This is a genomic window from Litoreibacter janthinus, from assembly GCF_900111945.1.
Lineage (GTDB): Bacteria > Pseudomonadota > Alphaproteobacteria > Rhodobacterales > Rhodobacteraceae > Litoreibacter > Litoreibacter janthinus.
The window spans coordinates 1240176-1256206 of sequence record NZ_FOYO01000001.1 but is presented as its reverse complement, the minus strand read 5'-3'; the positions used below and the strand labels follow the sequence as shown (position 1 = coordinate 1256206).

Below are 16031 nucleotides of genomic sequence, written 5' to 3'. Positions count from 1 at the left end.
ACGAAATGATTTTCTCAACCGGTTTTTTGATTATTTATGACGAATAATTTGGATGCGAAATTTAGAGAATCTAGGGATTTCTGATATTTTCACACTACTAACCGTCACTTGAGCGTCAGATTCGTCAATTTGCTGTTATTTTGTGTTCACAGTCATAATCATCTGTGAAGTTCCAAAATAACTCGATCCAATATTCGACACTATGTAACGCCGCAATCTCGTAGCTTCTAAGGAGTTAAATATGACTCGGATTGGACGGCTAGATGGATTTGAAAATTTGCGGGGTCACGAATTGTGAAGAACTCGACATCCTTACACAAGAAGGCGCCCAATATGCCGGACTATGGACCGGCATAGACGGTCATCCGCGGAATTTGACGGACGCGAAGTTCTTGGAACTGGCGGAACGCTGCACTTCAATTACACCGATTGCAGTTTGCATAAAGCGCCCTGTCAGCGATCTTTGGGCATTGCTGAAGAACACGAGCGTTCGCCACGTCCAGCTTCACGGTTTCAACTCGCCACGCGACATAGCGTTCTTAAAAGATAAGGGCATGACGGTCATAAAGACTGTTCATGTCGACGATACAGGTGCCAGCCCGATAGATCGCTTAATTGACGCATATCGTTCGAATGGTTGTGACATTTTTCTCATCGACCGGTTCGGTGGCCGCCAGGAGATCGGCAGCAGCGGCGTCAGTCTTGGCAGCCAGATGGTGCAGCGTTGGATGGATCGTTTGGACGGTGCGCGCATCTGGCTCGCTGGCGGGCTGACCGCTGATAGAATCTGTGACCTCTCCGAAAGCAACGGCATCGAAGCCGTCGACGTCGATTCAGCCGCCCGATTGAACGGCGGCGAAATTACTCGCAAAGCGGCTCGCATGCTCGTGATCGCTTCCTCTCCCACCAACTTGTTTCAGCAGGTCACATTATGAACACGATGCTAGATTTCGCCTCACGGCAACTCATTGAAACTGGCCAAATGGTCCACGCGCGCAGCCTGTGCCCGTTGATCATGGCTGGCGACCCTACTTTGGATGTCACACGCAAGATCTTGCAAAGTTGCGTTGATCTCGGCGTCGGTATGGTCGAGCTTTGCGTGCCTTTCAAAAATGCGTTCACCGACGGTGAGACGCTGATCAAAGCGCACAATCGTGCACTTGAGCATGGCGCGACTTTAGAGCCTGTGATCGACATGGCCTCTGAATTCACAGACCGGATCAAGATCGTGCTTCTGGCTGACTCCAGTCACACCCTTCGCCCCTACGGTTTTGAGGCAGTGTGCAAAATGGCGTGTGATGCGGGCATGGCGGGAATACTGCCACACGGGCTTCCACCCAAAATGACAAGCAGCTTCCAAAACGCTGCCTTCGGATACATTCCAACGGTTGGAACCATCTATTCAAACGCGACACCTGACACGCGCCGTCGGGTTCTCGAGCAGGCTTCGGCGTTCATCTATTTGGTTTCGGCTTACGGCCGTTCCGGCGGGGCTTCGAAAGCCGGGGACCTGTCAAACCAGATCGACGCATTGCGGAGCAAAACGGATCTTCCGATTGCTATCGGATTTGGACTGAAAACCAAAGCGGACGTGCGGCGGGCATTCCAAAGCGGTTGCGATATTGCCATCGTTGGAAGTGCCATCTCTGGCGTAGTTGAACAGGCCATTGAAGAAGATCAGGACCCTGCCGACGCCGCCGCACGCTTCATCGCAAGCCTCAATCGGGAGGCGACACGATGAGTGCCCTCGACCGACGGATGCACCCGAAGAACGCCGTATTGCGCCACTGTAGACGCGATGGGAACGGCGTCGCCAGATTGATCGTAGACAAGACACACCCGTTCTTCTTCGATCATCCGCTCGACCACGTGCCGGGCCTTCTCTTGCTGGAAGGTGCCGTCCAAGCTGCGCAAGCTCGCGTCACGGCCCCCAGTTTTGTGAGCGCCATTCTTGCCGACTTCAAGCAGTACACCTTCATTGACAAAGACATCCTGCTGCACACAACTGTCGCGAAAGACTCAGGCTCTGTCATTTGCACCACCGAATTTGAGCAGGACAGCGTCGTGCGCGCCAGTATCCGCGTGACCCTAACTCCTACGCTTCAGGAAATTGACCAGACGTCGTCGATTCCCCTGTGTGCCATGAGTTCATTAGACGACATGCTTCCTTGCACGAGTCGCTCTCTGAACAAGCAGAGGCCCGAGAATGTCCTGATCACCACACCGGTGCTGACAGATCAACGCGTTACGGCACAGCTTTTGCCGTTGTCAGACAAGTGCCTGTTTTCCGACTCTGCGGAAACCGTGCATCCGCTGTATCTGCTGGAAGCCTTCATGCAGGTGCAGCGGTTTCTCAACGCGCATCACGATGGAGACAAGCGGATCCGCGATATCCTTACAGGTGTCTCATTTGACCAAAGCGCGCCGATTACCAACTTTGATGACGGCGTCGCCCTTGATGGTGCGCGCGAGTTTGTCGGCACCGGAAAAAACCGGCTCGCCCGCAGTGCTTGGCTAACATCTGGCGGACGGAGATTTGCCAAATGCAGCATACGCACCGCGCAGGTGGCAACCAAAACCAAAAGCAAAACCGAAGAACCACAACCCGTTTAAGGAACATCTGACATGGATCCTGTCCACATTATTGGCGCCGGCATTTCCGGCCTCGGCACCGCTCATTACCTCGCCAAACAAGGCATCCCCAGCATTATTCACGAAGTCGGCTCTTATGCCGGCGGGCGCGCTGCATGTATCAAGTCGGGCGATCATTCGTTCGAGATTGGCGGCAAGAATTTTTCAAGCGCATGGCCACGTTTCAATGCGCTGTTGGAAGAGTTCAACCTGACCGAATTCGAAGATCAGCACCCCGGGTTCCATATCGTGATGAACGACACGCTTGTTGCGCTGCAAAAGAGCAAAACCCTCGCGGGTGATCTGCGACTCGCGTCTGCAATCGGCACACGCGGTGCGTTTCAGTTCCGCAACTTCCTTGCCTTCGCGCGCCAGAACGCGGACAAATTGAACTATACGTCCGGTCTGATCGAGCAAGTCGAAAAGACTTGGGACCACACCACAATCGACAATCACTTCACCAAGAAGCTCGCGACTGGTCCGCTTCGACTGTTCTCGATCATCATGGGTGCGGCAGAACCGTCCGAACTTTACCCTTCCCTGATGATGCTCTTCGCCTCTGGCTTCGGCAAAGGATCGCACCATGCAATCGCGGGCGGAATCGGTCAGTTTCATGACAACCTCGCCGCCGAAAAGGACATTCGCTTCGGCTCTCGCGTGACGCGCATTCTTACCCACAACGGACATGTCGCAGGCTTAGAGCTAAAGGACGAGAATGGTGCGCATGTTGTTCCAGCCAGCCGTGTAATCTCCACCGTTCCCGCCAATGTCTTTAAGCATCTTGTAGAGTTGCCCGCGTATGGCCGCGTTGCTGTCGAGGCTTTGCGTTACTTCCCGTTGGCGATGATCAATGTCGTCTACGACGCGCCTGTTTTCAAAGAGGGCGTGCATTCGATCATGTTCGAACCCGGTGCGCCTTTGGGTCATTGCTCTGCCAACCGGCTGCATACACCACATCATGTCCGTTACACGCTTTCAGGAAAGGCGGCACGGGAAATTCTTGACAAGCCCGATCATGAGTTGGTCCGCATCGCAGAGGAGACATTCTCGAAGCGTATGCCAATAAATGCCAACCGCACACATGTTCACGTCGCGCGTCACTCAGGTGGTATTTGTGGCTACGCGCCACACTTCACCGGCCTGAAGAAAGATTTACTGCGCAGCGTCGAGAGTATTTCGGGCCTGGAAATCGCCGGTGACTACCTTGAAGGCCACACAATGGAAGGCTGCCTGACCTCGGCGGATCTTGCAGTGTCACGGCTGCTAGCCAACACCACCGAGAGGTCGCAAGCCGCATGACACTGTTCGACGATATCCGGGCAAGACCGGTCCCGGCTCCATCCCATCGAGCCGTCATATGGGCTGCGAGTGCCTGCGCGGTGATGAGCGGGGCGGCAATCGCCCCGACCATTCCCGCTATCGAAGCGGCGCTATCTGGTGCACCAGATGGCACCGTATGGGGTCGGATCGCTTTGGTGGTTCCCGCCGTCTTGATTATGCTCGCCGGCCCTTGGATTGGCAGACAATCAGGTCGGGTCGATCAACGTGCGGGCTTTGTCGCATCGTTAATCGCTATGGCACTATTCGGGGTTCTTGGTGGCTTCGCGAATGGCTTTGGCTGGCTCATCGCAACTCGGATCGGGCTTGGGATCGCTACGGCAGCCACGTTATGTTTCGCTACCGCAGCCATCACGTCGTTGTTTCAGGGTCCGGCACGAGGGCTCGTCATATCGCGACAAGCTGCCATAAATACCTTCGGCGGCGTGGTGTTTGTTTTACTTGGCGGACTGCTGTCACAGCTAGGTTGGCGCTTTCCGTTCTCGCTCTATCTCCTCACCTTGCCTGTTGCCTATTTCGCATCGACACTCGAGTGGCATCCGGCGGCCCCGATCACAGGTAATACCCCCCCTCCGAACACACAGCTTTGGCGCCAGATGCAAATCCCGCTTTTGGTTGTCGGTCTGGCCATGACTGCGTTTTACCTCATCCCTACACAGGTTCCATTTTTGAACCTGCTCATGGAGAACGCCGCATTGTCGGGCCTGGCGATAGCTTGCGCCACTTTGTTGAGCGGTCTGGTTTCGCTCAATATCAGACGGCTGGTCGAAGCCGCAGGCGCAGGCGCAGTTTTAGCCGCCGCCGTTTTCACAGGTGTATTGGGACTGATCGAACTTGGCCTCTCCTCGTCGGTGTTTGCCGTTTTGCTCGCGGCAGTTCTTGTCGGGATGTCATTTGGCGCTCTGTTGCCCTTGATGATCCAGCGGATCATGGCCCACGGATCCCCACAGACCGCGAACATCATTGCAGGCTACATCGCTTCGGCGCTCTACGCAGGTCAAGTTGCAGCGTCATTGTTCGCATTGGGTTTGGGACATGCCGGCACAGAAAGGCTACCGTTTTTTGCGATGGCCTTGATTATAATCCTCACAGCTCTGACGATTTTGAACAAAGAGAAGCTGGTGCCTACGTCCAAATGGATCTGGGATCACTTGGCGTAGGTGGTTGGAAAAAAGCTAAAGCCCGTGCGTCGAGTACGACGGGTGAGAGCATGCAGCTTGTGCAGAAGTTCATCTATCTGCGCGGGCTGGATCACGTAGTGATCGGCCCCGCTGTCAAGCAAACCAATTCCGGCGCCGCAATTGTCGGGGGATAGCATGACCACGATCGGCGTCCTGCGATTGGTTGTTCGCAGCGACAGGCACAACTGCTGTGCGCACTCGATAGACACAGTGTCCAACACGATCAGGGCCGAGATGATTGCGTGATCGAAGAGATTCTTCACCTCCTGTTTCCGTGTGACGCGCAGCGGCTGATACCCACGCCAGATCAAGGACCGCATCAGTGTAGTCCCTTGCTGAGATTCAGGGCCGTACACTGCGAGGGTCTCACCTCCAAGCGGAGGGGCGAAAGAGTTGGTCATCATTCTGCTGCTTCAATCTTGGTATTGGCCGCCTCAATAAAGCGGCAGGCTGTTTCGAATGGGCTATGAGGGCCAGACAACAATGCTGTCCCGACCAGATACCCATCGAATCCGATAACTTTGGCGATCTTGACATCTTCCGGAACGAGAAGCCCGCTCGCGGATATCAACAAACCGTCATGAACCGAGCGCGCCGCCGCATAAAGAGCGCGACCGGTCTCGATGCCCCCATCATCCGTTTCTTTGCTCCGGATATCGCGGTTGTTTATCGCCAGAATTGCACCGTCAGGCAATTTCAGACCGTCCAATTCAGCGGCAGACGCCACCTCGACAAATGGAGTGAGCTGCATCGCAAGCGCGTCCTGAGCAAGGCGGATCACGTCAGCCTTGCGCAAAAGCGTACAGGTTAACAGCGCTGCGGAGGCACCGGCATCGCGCGTATCTTCCAAGTGGCGCTTGGAGGTGATGAAATCCTTTCGCAACACGGGCAGGCCTGTGCGAGCCATCTCGGAGATCATCGCAAGATTGCCGCCGTGCCAGGCACCAGTCGTGACCGAAAGGCACGGCGCGCCAGCCATTTGATATTCGCGCGCGACTGCGGCGACTGATGTTGTTGCCAGGAGCGGGCCTACTTTTGGTGAGCTCGGCTTGATCTCTGCAATGAGCGCCGAACCTGCGCGTGCAAGAGCGTCGTAGAACTTTGTGCTCATGCAACGCGTTCCAACGTTCGGGTGCCCTGCTTCACGTATGCCTGCGCCTGCTCTAGTTTTCGGTACGGCGCGCCATCCGCAAGGCATTCCAGCGCCATGTCAGTGCCGTTTTGCAAGTTATTGGCAAAGCCACCCGCGTAAAGCGCGGCACCGGCGTTCAATGCAACGGTTTGGGTGCAAGTTTTGTGCCCCTTGCCGCGCAGAATATCTTTCATAATGGCCAGATTGATGTGTAAGTCGCCCCCGGTCAGGGCATCGATATCGCCGTCCTGCAACCCCAAGTCCGTGGGATAGAGCATTTGCGGCTCGGAGCTGTCGGAGCTGACAAACCGGTTTGTTCCGACGCTCAACAACTCATCCACGCCCTCTTCGGAATGAACGATCAAAGACCCGATCCCAAGGCTGCTGGAGATTTTGTGCATATGATCGAACAACCCCAGAGTTGAGGTCCCTACAACGCTACCGCGCACTTCGTAGGGGCAAATCATCGGCCCAAGAGCATTCACAAATCGCCCGATTATTTTGAAGTTCAAAGGCATCGCCGCGATCGCGAGCCTTTTGCAGATTGGCGCGTAACGTGTGGCGGATGCAAAAGCCATGCCAGTGTGGCCAAGCATGTCTTCGGTAAAGGCATCGCATGAAGACCCGGCAAGGCCCAATGCGCTGAGAATATCACCAGAACCAACGGAACTGGAATAGGCGGACGAGCCCGATTTTAGCACCCGTCCACCGGCGGCTGCCACAACGAAGGCGGCAGTGGTAGAGATGTTGAAGGTAGACCTACCGCCACCGGTGCCAACGATATTCACGGCACGGGGAGAGCCGTCGAGAGCAATCGGTGGGTAAGTTTTTCGAATATAGCTTACAAAGCTACGCATCATCTCGACGTTGCTTGTATTCGCTGAAAGTGCAGCCAGAACGGCCACAGTTTCAGCTTTGGGGCGAAGGCCGGAATCCGTGACCTCCCAATACGCAATCATGTCTGCTTCAGCGGGACGGTTGCCCGCGATCACCGCGGCAGCGGTTTGGTCAGGTTTCATGGCCTTCGCTCCTTTATGTTGGCATGTGGTCTGCTTAGACGGCCACTTTCATCTGCTTGCTGGTGATCATGGCCTCGATCAGACCGATCGTACGATACAGGTCCGCGTCCAATTCATCCGGCGTAATATTCAGGTCGAACTCGCCTTCCAGAAAGGCGATCAGCTTGAGCACGCCGAGGCTGTCGACGATCCCAGTTTCGATCAGATCAAGATCGTCAGACAGATTTTCCGGGCTAATATCCGGTGCAAATTCCTCGGAAATGAACGAGCGTAGAGTTGTGTAAGACATAGGTAATCTCCTGTAAGTAAAGCTATGTTTGGGTTTCGACGAGTTGTTGTTCCAGCATGCGTCTGCATGCCTTCCCGTTAGAGTTTTTCGGAACCTCCTGAATGGAGATCGTGAACTTTCGTGGGATGGCGGCCGTCGGAAGCCGCTTCATCAGATAGAGCCGCAGATCGATACTGTTGAGCTCATCAGATTTGCTTGAGACAAAAGCGTTCAGTACCGCCGTGTCCCCGGATTTATCGACATAGGCAGCTGCCTCATCAACTAAGGGGTGGGCCTGCAAGCAGGCCTCGATTTCGTTCAGATCCACACGCACGCCGCTTAGTTTTACAATCGTGTCGTTACGACCGATGAAGTGGACCATGCCATTCGCATCGCGGCGGACCATATCGCCAGTGCGGTAGTATCCTACGCCATCGCGCCACCCTGTCGCCTTCGCGGTCAGTTGTTGATCGCTATAGCCGCGCATCATGGTCGGGCAACGCACCCATAGCTCGCCCTGCCCTTCGCCGGAAACGGGCATGTCAGCATTGTCCACGAGAATATAGTCGACATAGGGAAGCTTGCGGCCGAGCGGCAGCGGGTCAGGCGTGTCGATACGCGGCACGTCGTAAAAGAAGGTGTCGTTGGTCTCGGTGCATCCGTAGATGTTGATAAACCGAGCATTCGGAAAGATGCGGAACAGCTGCCTGAGGAGGCGGCTCTGCATCGGTTCGCCAGCAAACAAAACGCAACGCACTTGAGGCAATGTGAGTTCGCATGCGGCCTCGGCCACCAGTTTTAAGGCAGAAGGGGCAGAGTGCCAGATGGTGACATTGTGCTGCTGCATCATCTCGACCAGTTTCGGGCCGTTGCGGGCAGTTTTTGTGTCTGCCAGAGCTAGGCAGGCTCCTCCTGCAAGGGATGCGAAAATGTCGAGGAAAGACAGATCGAACGCAAAGGGTGCATGGCTGAGAACACAGTCGTCGATGTCGATGCTGATCTCACCAACAACCCAGCTTTGAAACGCGTCGAGCGCAGGGGCCTCGATCAAAACGCGCTTGGGTTTTCCAGTCGAGCCAGACGTGTGCAAAACAGCAGCCAATGACCGTTGAGCACCCGAAGCCACTGGTACGGGCGGCACAGTTTTGGGCAGCTCGGAAAAAGTCAGCAACTGCGTTCCACTCCGTCGGGCCCAAACTTCGAACCGGCTGCGGGTTGCGTCATCCACGATCAGTACAGGTGGAGCCAGATCGTCCAGAATGCTGGTCAACCGTGTATCGGGATGGCTTGGGTCCAGCGGCGCGTAGGCCAGTCCGCTCGACAGCACGCCCAGAATTGCTGCAACACTATGCGGGCTTTTCTCGGCACAGATGGCGACGACTGCATCGCGGTCGCTTCCGATATCGTGGAGTTGAGCGCGGATAATATCGGCGATATCCAGAATCTTGGTAAAGCTCGCTGTTTCGGTGAGGGTTCCGACCTCGGCTTCCGGCGTTTTTTGCATTTCCTCACGTAGCATTTCAAAAAATGCGCGCGTCTCGGAAACCTGAAAATTCGTTTGCAGTAACATTTCAATTTCCTCGTTCTAAAGGCCAAGCATCGCAGAGATGCGGTTTTTTTGGATGTCCGAGCTGCCGGAGTAGATCAGCCCCCCGATTGCATTGCGCAGATGGCTTTCGATGCCAGTTTCCAGCATGTATCCAGCACCGCCGTGAAGCGTGACAGCGTCCATCGAATTGGCGACATGCGCTTCCGAAATTGCCAACTTGGCGGACGCGATCTCAAGCGACGCTTGCCCACCGCCTTCCATCGCATTGACAGCGCGACCGAGCCAATTGCGAGCGTTTTCAAGCCGGATATGCATATCGCTCACACGGTGGGAAATGGCCTGGTAACTACCGATCGCGGCACCGAACTGTTGGCGGGATTTCGCGAAGGAAATGCAGCGTTCCAGCTGTCGGCGCATTTCGCCAACTTGCAGCGCGAAAACGCAGAGGATTTCCCATTTCATCACATAGTCGAGGATAGAAAAGCCCTGCCCTTCGCGCCCGATCAGGCGGCTTTCGGGGACACGCACATCATCGAAATACAGGTCAGCCATTGGAGCAGTGCGCAAGCCCATCTTTTTGCGCGACTTGCCGATGGTAAAACCGTCGGCATTGCAGTCCACCGCGAAAGCCGAGAAGCCGCCAAGCGCGCCCTTCTCTGGGTGGGTGCGCGCATACACGACGCAGATGTCGGCAATTGGAGCATTTGAAATGTAGCACTTTTCGCCCGAAAGGATGTAGTCATTCCCGTCTTTGATAGCGTGGGTTTTCATCGCAAAGGCGTCTGAACCGCTGTCTGGTTCGGTGATCGCATGCGCGCCGACCACCTCGGCCGCCGCCAGTTGGGGAAGCAGGTCTGATTTGAGCTCGTCGCCGCCGAAATGCTGGATTGGAATGCACGTGCTGCAAAGATGGGTTGCCAGCGAAAACCCTAGGCCTGAGTCTTCGCAGACATAGCCCAAATGCACCAGAACGTCCGTAAGTTCTGCGACGCTGAGTGCCATGCCGCCATGCTCTTCGCTGGTGGAAAGACCTGTCAGGCCCGCATCGACCATGGCGCGCCAGCGGCTGTCCCCAAAAGTGGAGGCCTGATCATCGGCCTGCCACCCCTCGTTCAGCAGTGGTGCCCATTGGTCAAGAGCCTCTGCGAGCGTTTCAACGAGATCAGTGCGATAGGTGCCTGCGTCGGTGGTGCGGGAAAGGTTGCGGATCGTGCGCATTAGATGTCTCCAGTTTCGGGCAGCGCAAAGATCACGCTCCCGTTCAGGCCGCCAAATCCAAGGGAATTGCTCATGGCGACATTTGTACGAATGGTCCGGTCTTGGCCCTTTACGGGCATCGTGAACGGGATGTCTTCGGGGTTAATCGTCGATGTCATCTGCGGCGCCTCACCGGCGCGCAGCGCTAAAATGGTAGCAACTGCTTCGATTGCACCAGCACTGCCCAACAAGTGACCTGTTGTTCCTTTGGTCGAGCTGACAATCGGGCGTTTTACTGACCCGCCGAATACAGCCTCCAGCGCTATCGCTTCGGCTTCATCGTTGATCTGTGTCCCCGTGCCATGGCAATTCACGTAGCCGACCGCATCCGCGCTTAGGTTCGCTCGCTCCAAGGCTTGTCCCATGGCACGCGTCAAACCGTCTGGTTTAGGGCAGGTGATGTGGTGGGAGTCTGTGGAAAGGGCAATGCTCGACACTTTCGCCAGAGGCTGCGCCCCCCGGGCGCGAGCGTGCTCTTCGTCCTCAACCACAAGGATCGCTGCGCCGTCACCAATTATCATCCCGCGGCGGTCGACATCAAAGGGTCGGCACCGCTCTCGGTCCATTGCTCGTAGCGCATTGAAGCCTGCAAAATCTGCTTCACGGATACGGTCATTTCCGCCGACCAGCATTACTGGGGCATCTCCGTTGCGAATCCGCATAAATGCGTAAGACAACGCGCCAATGCTGCTGGCACATGCGCAAGAAAAACTGCTGAGCGGCCCATGTAGACCCAGCACTCGTTGAAGCACCACGGCTGCGCTTCCTGGGCTAACAAGCTCTTGAAATTCCACACTATGATCGCCCTCTTCAAGGGCGTCAGTAAAGCGATCCATCATGCCGCCGCTTGTTGTCGCAATCGAGCAACCCGCCGTACTTAGAATATCGGAGGTAAGTCCAGCCTGCTCAACCGCTTCAATCGCTGCGAGCATACTATAGCCCGCACAATTCATCTCGGGCTCTGTCATTTCCGTTAGACCTAGCCGCTTGCTGCTGCGCGAAAGCGCGCGACGTAGGGCAGCTAACGTGACATCAGGATCAGTGGCATAGGCGTTTTTGGCGCGGAAGCGGTCTGAATCGAACTGAGTGGGCCGTCCGGGAACCGGGCTGCCATCTGAGAGCAGACGACAAAATGCGGGAATTCCGATGACGTCGCGCGAGACGACGCCCATACCGGTTACAACAACTGAGCGGCTCATAAGGCGTATTCCATTTGTGTTACCTTGATGCCAGCCGTCACGCCGTTGCCGCCTTGCGACATTGCGCTGATCTGCCAGTGTTGCTGCCCTCGCTGGCCCGCATTCGGGCTTTTCAGCAGGTGTGCGATTTCCAGCAATCCGCCGGCACCAAGGTAATCCGTGTCGTTACCCTCTTCGCCGCAGAGCCCTAAGCGATGCGTGGTGAGGAAAGAAATCTGTTCATGTGTGGCCGTCGGGCACGCCAGCTTGGCGCGAACTCGGGCGGCGTCTGTAGCGGCAGCGTTTACATGAGTCGTTGCCATGCCTGTGATCTGCGGCATCTCGGAGGAAACGCCGCGCGCTTTGGCGCATGATTGACGCTCCAACAAAACCATGACCATGGCCTCGCTAACCGACTGACCGGATGGCGCGTCTTTTGCTTGCGCGCAAACGTGCTCTCCGGTTGGCGAGGAGAAATCCTCGAAGCCAACCACGATGGCTCTGTCGCAGCGGTCGTCGGTAATCCAGTCATGTGCGCAAAGCAGCGCATCCATGCCAGCGGTCTCGGTGCTGACAATCGCCAGACATGGCCCCATCAATCCGTACTCAATAGCGCATGTGGAAACTGGAAAGTTATGCGTCGCCTGGGCAAACCTGACCGCGTCGATCCCGCGGGGTCCATGTTTGCGCAAGCGGCGGTGAATTTCAAACACCTGCGAGCACCCGTATTTTGACCCTGAAATGAGCGCAGTTCGAGGGCCGGACACCTCTTCTTTTGTGAGACCCGCTTCCTTTAGGAGCTTTTCGATCATTTGGCCCATCCGGAAGGATACTCGAGTGTGCCGTCCGCGTTCCGCCGTCCTGTGCGCCTCAAAATCGGAATGATCCAAGAAATTGACGTTAAAAGAACCAAAGGTTGCATCCGCACTAGGCCGGGTGGCAGGGAGGGGACCACCGGGCGCGAGATCCGCGCATGCTGCTGAGACAATGACGCTGTCTTTCATGACAGATACAACCTTTGGTTAGCTGGGGAGACAGAGGGAGGAAAAGGGAGGGCTTAGTAAGCCGAGCTGCCGCCACCCAACGAGTGAACTTCATCGCCCTTCAGCGGAGGATTGAAGACACAAACAAGACGCAGGGTCTCTTTGGCGGTCAGCCAATGTTTGTCGTTCTTGTCCAAGGCATACATGGTGCCGGGGGTGATGCGATGAACTTCACCAGTTTGCTCGTCCACAACCTCGCCGTCGCCTTCAATGCAATAGCAGGCTTCAAGGTGGTTTTTGTATTCCAGCAAAGAGGACGTACCGGCATCGATAATGGTATCGGTAAGCGAATAGCCCATGTTGTCTTTTTCAATCAGAAGACGGCGGCTCTTCCCGTTTCCCCACGCGATATCACGCTCGGTGTCGGTGATTTTGTCGATGGAATTGATAATCATTTTCTTGGCTCTCTAAATGTTAATTTGGACCAAGCTCCCCCAACTCTAAGTCGTTGTGTTCGCCTGATGTAAATTCAGTATAGGACAGCCAATTTGTGGATAGTTTGGTGTTTTGTGCGAAAAGAATTATGAATCGCACAAATTGTTCAAAATCACCTCGATTATAACGTCAGAATCACGGGTAATTGCTCCAAGATTTACGTTAGGTCACAAAAAATTTATCACATATATTCAATAATATAGAGATGAGCGCTTAAACATCTCATCGCATGCAAAAAAGGCCGCCTTCTGATTCGAAAGCGGCCTTCCAAAAGAAGCGGTTTGGGTTGATCTAGACGAGGTCTCCGACCAAGGAACCTGACCGAAATTTTGTTTCTGTTTCAAACATTGAAGCGTGTTTTTGGCGCAACCCATTCAGCACCATTTCATAAGGCAGATCGCTATACTCGCCATGCTCATGTGTGATTTCCATGTAGTTGTTGCCATCTGTGTCATACGCGTGATTCACGCAGTCCTCGACCCCGTCAAACTCAAGGGGCGTCATACGGTAGAGCTGGCACAAGCGGGCATTGAAAACGGGCGTTGCCTTGATCCATTTCCCGTCTAGCTGCAAAGAAACCAGAACATGGTAGTGGAAGACATTACTGCCCATCAATTTGGCCAGCTGAGGTGAACACAAATGGTTCTTCACATCGGTAATCCATAGCTTTGCCGGGATGCCGATCTTACGCAAAAGCGCGGTGTAGACGATCGACTTATGAATACAGAGCCCAGACCCCTTGCGCAAAATTGCGCTCGCTGACATTTTTTCTCGGGCAAAATCTGCATTGTAGATCTCGTAAAACAATCCGTCGCGAACTGCGTAAAAGAGCTCGATAGCTTGCACTCTTTTGTCGGCGCTTCCGGATTTCAAGGCGCGTTTTGCAAACCGTTCCACAGCAGGATCGGAAAAATCAAAGAACTCGGTTTCCGCTAAAGTAGTTGGTATCATTCTGAAATATCCTCCAGGCTCGTACACAGCGCCTCTGGCAAAATCACGCTAATCTCGGTGCCAACGTCGAGCGTGCTTTCGACGTCAATCCGGCCATTCAGACCAGTGGCGATTGTCTTGCAAAGATACAGGCCAAGCCCGTAACCGCCGGAGGCCCGGCCGCGCGACTCATCTGCGCGCCAAAACGGCTCCATCAAGTACTTCAATTGGTCTGGCGCAATGCCGAGACCGCGGTCTTTGACCGAAATCCGCATGTCGCCATCAGATCCTTCGACTGCGGAAAATTTGACCGAGATCGGATTTCCACGCCCGTAGCGCACAGCGTTGCTAACAAAATTCTTCAGCAGAACGCTTGTCAAGAACGGGTCGAAGTAAGCCGTTTTACTATTGGTTTCATTGCTAATGGAAATGTCGATGCCTTTATCGACAAGCTGTGCAATCTGCTCGGCTGCATAGGGCTCGATATCAACAAATTCTGCCTGTGCTTGACCGGAATTGCGCTTCTCTGCAGCCAAAATTGAGGAAAGAATTTCCTCAACCACAGATATATCTCGGCTAATTTGGTCGCGCAGATTGGCGTCTTGAACCAGGTCTTTTCGCACCTTAAGGCGCGAGAGCGGTGTTAGAATTTCGTGGGGCAACGCCAAAAGCATATGCCGGCGGCTTTCGTGGATATGTTGAAGCTCTGCCACCATAGTGTTGAAGCCCTCAGCGAATTTTCGATATTCGCCAAAGGTCTTGTCGAGAGGGATCTGGTAGTTCAGATCCCCGTCCTCAACCCTTGTAATGCCGGTCGTCAATTCGTCGAACGGCAGAGTGAGCCGCCAGATTAGAAAGTAGATCGCTGTGATTGTCAGCAAGATCGCGACAACAACCAGCCCGACCAGCATCAGTGCGAAAGCCGAGATCGGCTGCCCAAACTGCGGAAGAATCGCGACTTTCTGGCCCCTAACAGAAACAGCGGCATAGCGGCCACCCAGACGGTCAATTGCGATCCCGTCTTTGTCATTTGCCGCGGCTTGATACAGTTTTGCGTATTCTGACGCGTCAGCTTCTTCCGGCGTCATAAAAACCATCGGAGCGCCACCGATTATTGTGATGTCGCTTTCCGGATTCAACGCGCTTTGTGCAAACGCATCAAACAATGCTCGCGCAAGATAGCGACGCGGGTGCTCGTCAGCCACTCTTTGCAAAGACAGAATTAAAACTAAGCTTAACAAAGCAGTCGACAGCAATGTGGCCCATAGCAAATGACTGAAAACCGAGCGCGTTCGTATCCAAAGCGCAATCTTTTCGATTAACCGCGACATGTCTAATTCCTTGTCTCAATGCGGTAGCCTTGGCTGCGCAGAGTCTTAATAAAATCGGGTTGCAGCCCTTGATCACGAAACTTTTGACGGACCCGGTAAATAATTGTGTCGATCATAGCGGGATCGTTTTGTTGCGCATAGCCGATTTGCTCAAGTATTTCCGCGCGACTAACAGTTTTCCCGTGAGCGTCCGCAAGCACTTTAACAATTTGCATCTCAAGTTCGGTCAGATTGACAACATATCCGGCAAACCGTGCGGTCATTTGGGCGGCAGACAATTCCAACTCCGCAGTCGCTGAGACCGCTACATCTGGCACTGCTACATCCTGAACGGCCTCTGCCCGGCGTCTACGCACAACGGCACCCAATCGCGCCACCAGCTCTCGCATTTCAACCGGTTTGGCCACAAAGTCATCAATGCCGCTTTCTAGCGCCACGATCCTTTCGGTCAACTCCGCACGCGCAGTAAGCGCCACGATCGGAATTTGTGCATAGGGTTTGTCACTCGCTCGAATGGTACGGCAAACCGTCATGCCATCCAGCTCGGGCAGCATCATATCAAGCAAAAGCACGTCGAACCTGTCTTTTTCAAGCTGCTCAAAAGCGCTGGTTGGCGTGAAGGCCAGCTTTAGGTCCATGCCATATTTGGCAAGGACCGGCTGCATTATCTCACCAAGTTCTTCGTCATCATCTAGTATCAAAACGTGCAATTTAGTTGTCCTGTATTGAAAGCCTCAAG

At 54.6% G+C, this 16031-nt stretch carries 17 protein-coding genes; 5 read left to right on the top strand and 12 right to left on the bottom strand.

The genetic code is table 11. The annotated features are described in order from the left end of the window. The first annotated feature begins 263 nt into the window (after positions 1-263). Genes trpF through BM352_RS06270 form a run of 5 tightly spaced genes read left to right on the top strand, consistent with a single transcriptional unit; the run spans position 264 to position 5129 of the window. The gene (gene trpF / locus BM352_RS06290; RefSeq protein ID WP_090213925.1) at positions 264-935 is read left to right on the top strand and encodes a phosphoribosylanthranilate isomerase; all 672 of its coding nucleotides are present in this window, start codon (positions 264-266) and stop codon (positions 933-935) included. Continuing rightward, positions 932-1741: a tryptophan synthase subunit alpha gene (gene trpA, locus BM352_RS06285; protein WP_090213923.1), complete on the top strand. Its 810-nt coding sequence runs from the start codon at positions 932-934 to the stop codon at positions 1739-1741. The genes trpF and trpA overlap by 4 nt, the downstream gene beginning before the upstream one ends. Then, a complete protein-coding gene (locus BM352_RS19215) occupies positions 1738-2613 on the top strand; it encodes an AfsA-related hotdog domain-containing protein (RefSeq protein ID WP_090213921.1) in 876 nt (291 codons plus the stop codon). Before trpA ends, BM352_RS19215 begins: the two co-directional genes overlap by 4 nt. Positions 2614-2625: 12 nt before the next feature. Further along, complete coding sequence (locus BM352_RS06275; RefSeq protein ID WP_090213918.1) at positions 2626-3930, top strand: protoporphyrinogen/coproporphyrinogen oxidase; 1305 nt, start codon at positions 2626-2628, stop codon at positions 3928-3930. Continuing rightward, on the top strand, positions 3927-5129 hold the full coding sequence (locus BM352_RS06270) for an MFS transporter (RefSeq protein WP_090213916.1): 1203 nt from the start codon (positions 3927-3929) through the stop codon (positions 5127-5129). Before BM352_RS06275 ends, BM352_RS06270 begins: the two co-directional genes overlap by 4 nt. Here BM352_RS06270 and BM352_RS06265 read toward each other — a convergent pair. The 12 genes from BM352_RS06265 to BM352_RS06210 all read right to left on the bottom strand — a co-directional run bounded on the left by BM352_RS06265 (position 5117) and on the right by BM352_RS06210 (position 15993). Further along, entirely contained in the window at positions 5117-5470 is a 354-nt protein-coding gene (locus tag BM352_RS06265; RefSeq protein WP_090213913.1) for a response regulator transcription factor, read from the bottom strand. The genes BM352_RS06270 and BM352_RS06265 overlap by 13 nt on opposite strands. A gap of 80 nt (positions 5471-5550) precedes the next feature. Beyond that, positions 5551-6261, bottom strand: a complete 711-nt coding sequence (locus BM352_RS06260; RefSeq protein ID WP_175500640.1) for a beta/alpha barrel domain-containing protein — start codon at positions 6259-6261, stop codon at positions 5551-5553. After that, positions 6258-7301 (bottom strand): anthranilate phosphoribosyltransferase, encoded by a 1044-nt coding sequence (gene trpD / locus BM352_RS06255; protein WP_090213910.1) that lies wholly within the window; start codon positions 7299-7301, stop codon positions 6258-6260. Before trpD ends, BM352_RS06260 begins: the two co-directional genes overlap by 4 nt. Positions 7302-7335: 34 nt before the next feature. Next, a complete protein-coding gene (locus BM352_RS06250) occupies positions 7336-7590 on the bottom strand; it encodes an acyl carrier protein (protein ID WP_090213905.1) in 255 nt (84 codons plus the stop codon). Positions 7591-7612: 22 nt separating this feature from the next. Next, positions 7613-9139 (bottom strand): AMP-binding protein, encoded by a 1527-nt coding sequence (locus BM352_RS06245; RefSeq protein WP_090213902.1) that lies wholly within the window; start codon positions 9137-9139, stop codon positions 7613-7615. Positions 9140-9154: 15 nt separating this feature from the next. Continuing rightward, positions 9155-10336, bottom strand: coding sequence for an acyl-CoA dehydrogenase family protein (locus BM352_RS06240; protein WP_090213900.1), 1182 nt, complete (start codon positions 10334-10336; stop codon positions 9155-9157). Further along, positions 10336-11574: a beta-ketoacyl-[acyl-carrier-protein] synthase family protein gene (locus BM352_RS06235; protein WP_090213897.1), complete on the bottom strand. Its 1239-nt coding sequence runs from the start codon at positions 11572-11574 to the stop codon at positions 10336-10338. Before BM352_RS06235 ends, BM352_RS06240 begins: the two co-directional genes overlap by 1 nt. Next, positions 11571-12365 carry a beta-ketoacyl synthase N-terminal-like domain-containing protein gene (locus BM352_RS06230; RefSeq protein ID WP_175500638.1) on the bottom strand — a complete coding sequence of 265 codons (795 nt, stop codon included), beginning with the start codon at positions 12363-12365 and terminating at the stop codon, positions 11571-11573. The genes BM352_RS06235 and BM352_RS06230 overlap by 4 nt, the downstream gene beginning before the upstream one ends. A 245-nt stretch (positions 12366-12610) precedes the next feature. Beyond that, positions 12611-12991 (bottom strand): ectoine synthase, encoded by a 381-nt coding sequence (locus BM352_RS06225; protein ID WP_090213893.1) that lies wholly within the window; start codon positions 12989-12991, stop codon positions 12611-12613. A gap of 331 nt (positions 12992-13322) precedes the next feature. Beyond that, a complete protein-coding gene (locus BM352_RS06220; protein WP_139229797.1) occupies positions 13323-14009 on the bottom strand; it encodes a transglutaminase-like domain-containing protein in 687 nt (228 codons plus the stop codon). Beyond that, positions 13979-15166, bottom strand: coding sequence for a sensor histidine kinase (locus tag BM352_RS06215; RefSeq protein WP_175500637.1), 1188 nt, complete (start codon positions 15164-15166; stop codon positions 13979-13981). The genes BM352_RS06220 and BM352_RS06215 overlap by 31 nt, the downstream gene beginning before the upstream one ends. A 128-nt stretch (positions 15167-15294) precedes the next feature. Beyond that, entirely contained in the window at positions 15295-15993 is a 699-nt protein-coding gene (locus BM352_RS06210) for a response regulator transcription factor (protein WP_281245106.1), read from the bottom strand. Positions 15994-16031: the final 38 nt, after the last annotated feature.

Excerpts from the sequence above, each read along its gene's own strand:
- BM352_RS06235 (WP_090213897.1), bottom strand. The coding sequence starts at position 11,574 with ATGAGCCGCTCAGTTGTTGTAACCGGTATGGGCGTCGTCTCGCGCGAC.
- trpF (WP_090213925.1), top strand. The coding sequence starts at position 264 with ATGGATTTGAAAATTTGCGGGGTCACGAATTGTGAAGAACTCGACATC.
- BM352_RS06275 (WP_090213918.1), top strand. The coding sequence starts at position 2,626 with ATGGATCCTGTCCACATTATTGGCGCCGGCATTTCCGGCCTCGGCACC.
- BM352_RS06240 (WP_090213900.1), bottom strand. The coding sequence starts at position 10,336 with ATGCGCACGATCCGCAACCTTTCCCGCACCACCGACGCAGGCACCTAT.
- BM352_RS06225 (WP_090213893.1), bottom strand. The coding sequence starts at position 12,991 with ATGATTATCAATTCCATCGACAAAATCACCGACACCGAGCGTGATATC.
- trpA (WP_090213923.1), top strand. The coding sequence starts at position 932 with ATGAACACGATGCTAGATTTCGCCTCACGGCAACTCATTGAAACTGGC.
- trpD (WP_090213910.1), bottom strand. The coding sequence starts at position 7,301 with ATGAAACCTGACCAAACCGCTGCCGCGGTGATCGCGGGCAACCGTCCC.
- BM352_RS06265 (WP_090213913.1), bottom strand. The coding sequence starts at position 5,470 with ATGCGGTCCTTGATCTGGCGTGGGTATCAGCCGCTGCGCGTCACACGG.
- BM352_RS06270 (WP_090213916.1), top strand. The coding sequence starts at position 3,927 with ATGACACTGTTCGACGATATCCGGGCAAGACCGGTCCCGGCTCCATCC.
- BM352_RS06250 (WP_090213905.1), bottom strand. The coding sequence starts at position 7,590 with ATGTCTTACACAACTCTACGCTCGTTCATTTCCGAGGAATTTGCACCG.
- BM352_RS19215 (WP_090213921.1), top strand. The coding sequence starts at position 1,738 with ATGAGTGCCCTCGACCGACGGATGCACCCGAAGAACGCCGTATTGCGC.
- BM352_RS06230 (WP_175500638.1), bottom strand. The coding sequence starts at position 12,365 with ATGATCGAAAAGCTCCTAAAGGAAGCGGGTCTCACAAAAGAAGAGGTG.
- BM352_RS06245 (WP_090213902.1), bottom strand. The coding sequence starts at position 9,139 with ATGTTACTGCAAACGAATTTTCAGGTTTCCGAGACGCGCGCATTTTTT.
- BM352_RS06260 (WP_175500640.1), bottom strand. The coding sequence starts at position 6,261 with ATGAGCACAAAGTTCTACGACGCTCTTGCACGCGCAGGTTCGGCGCTC.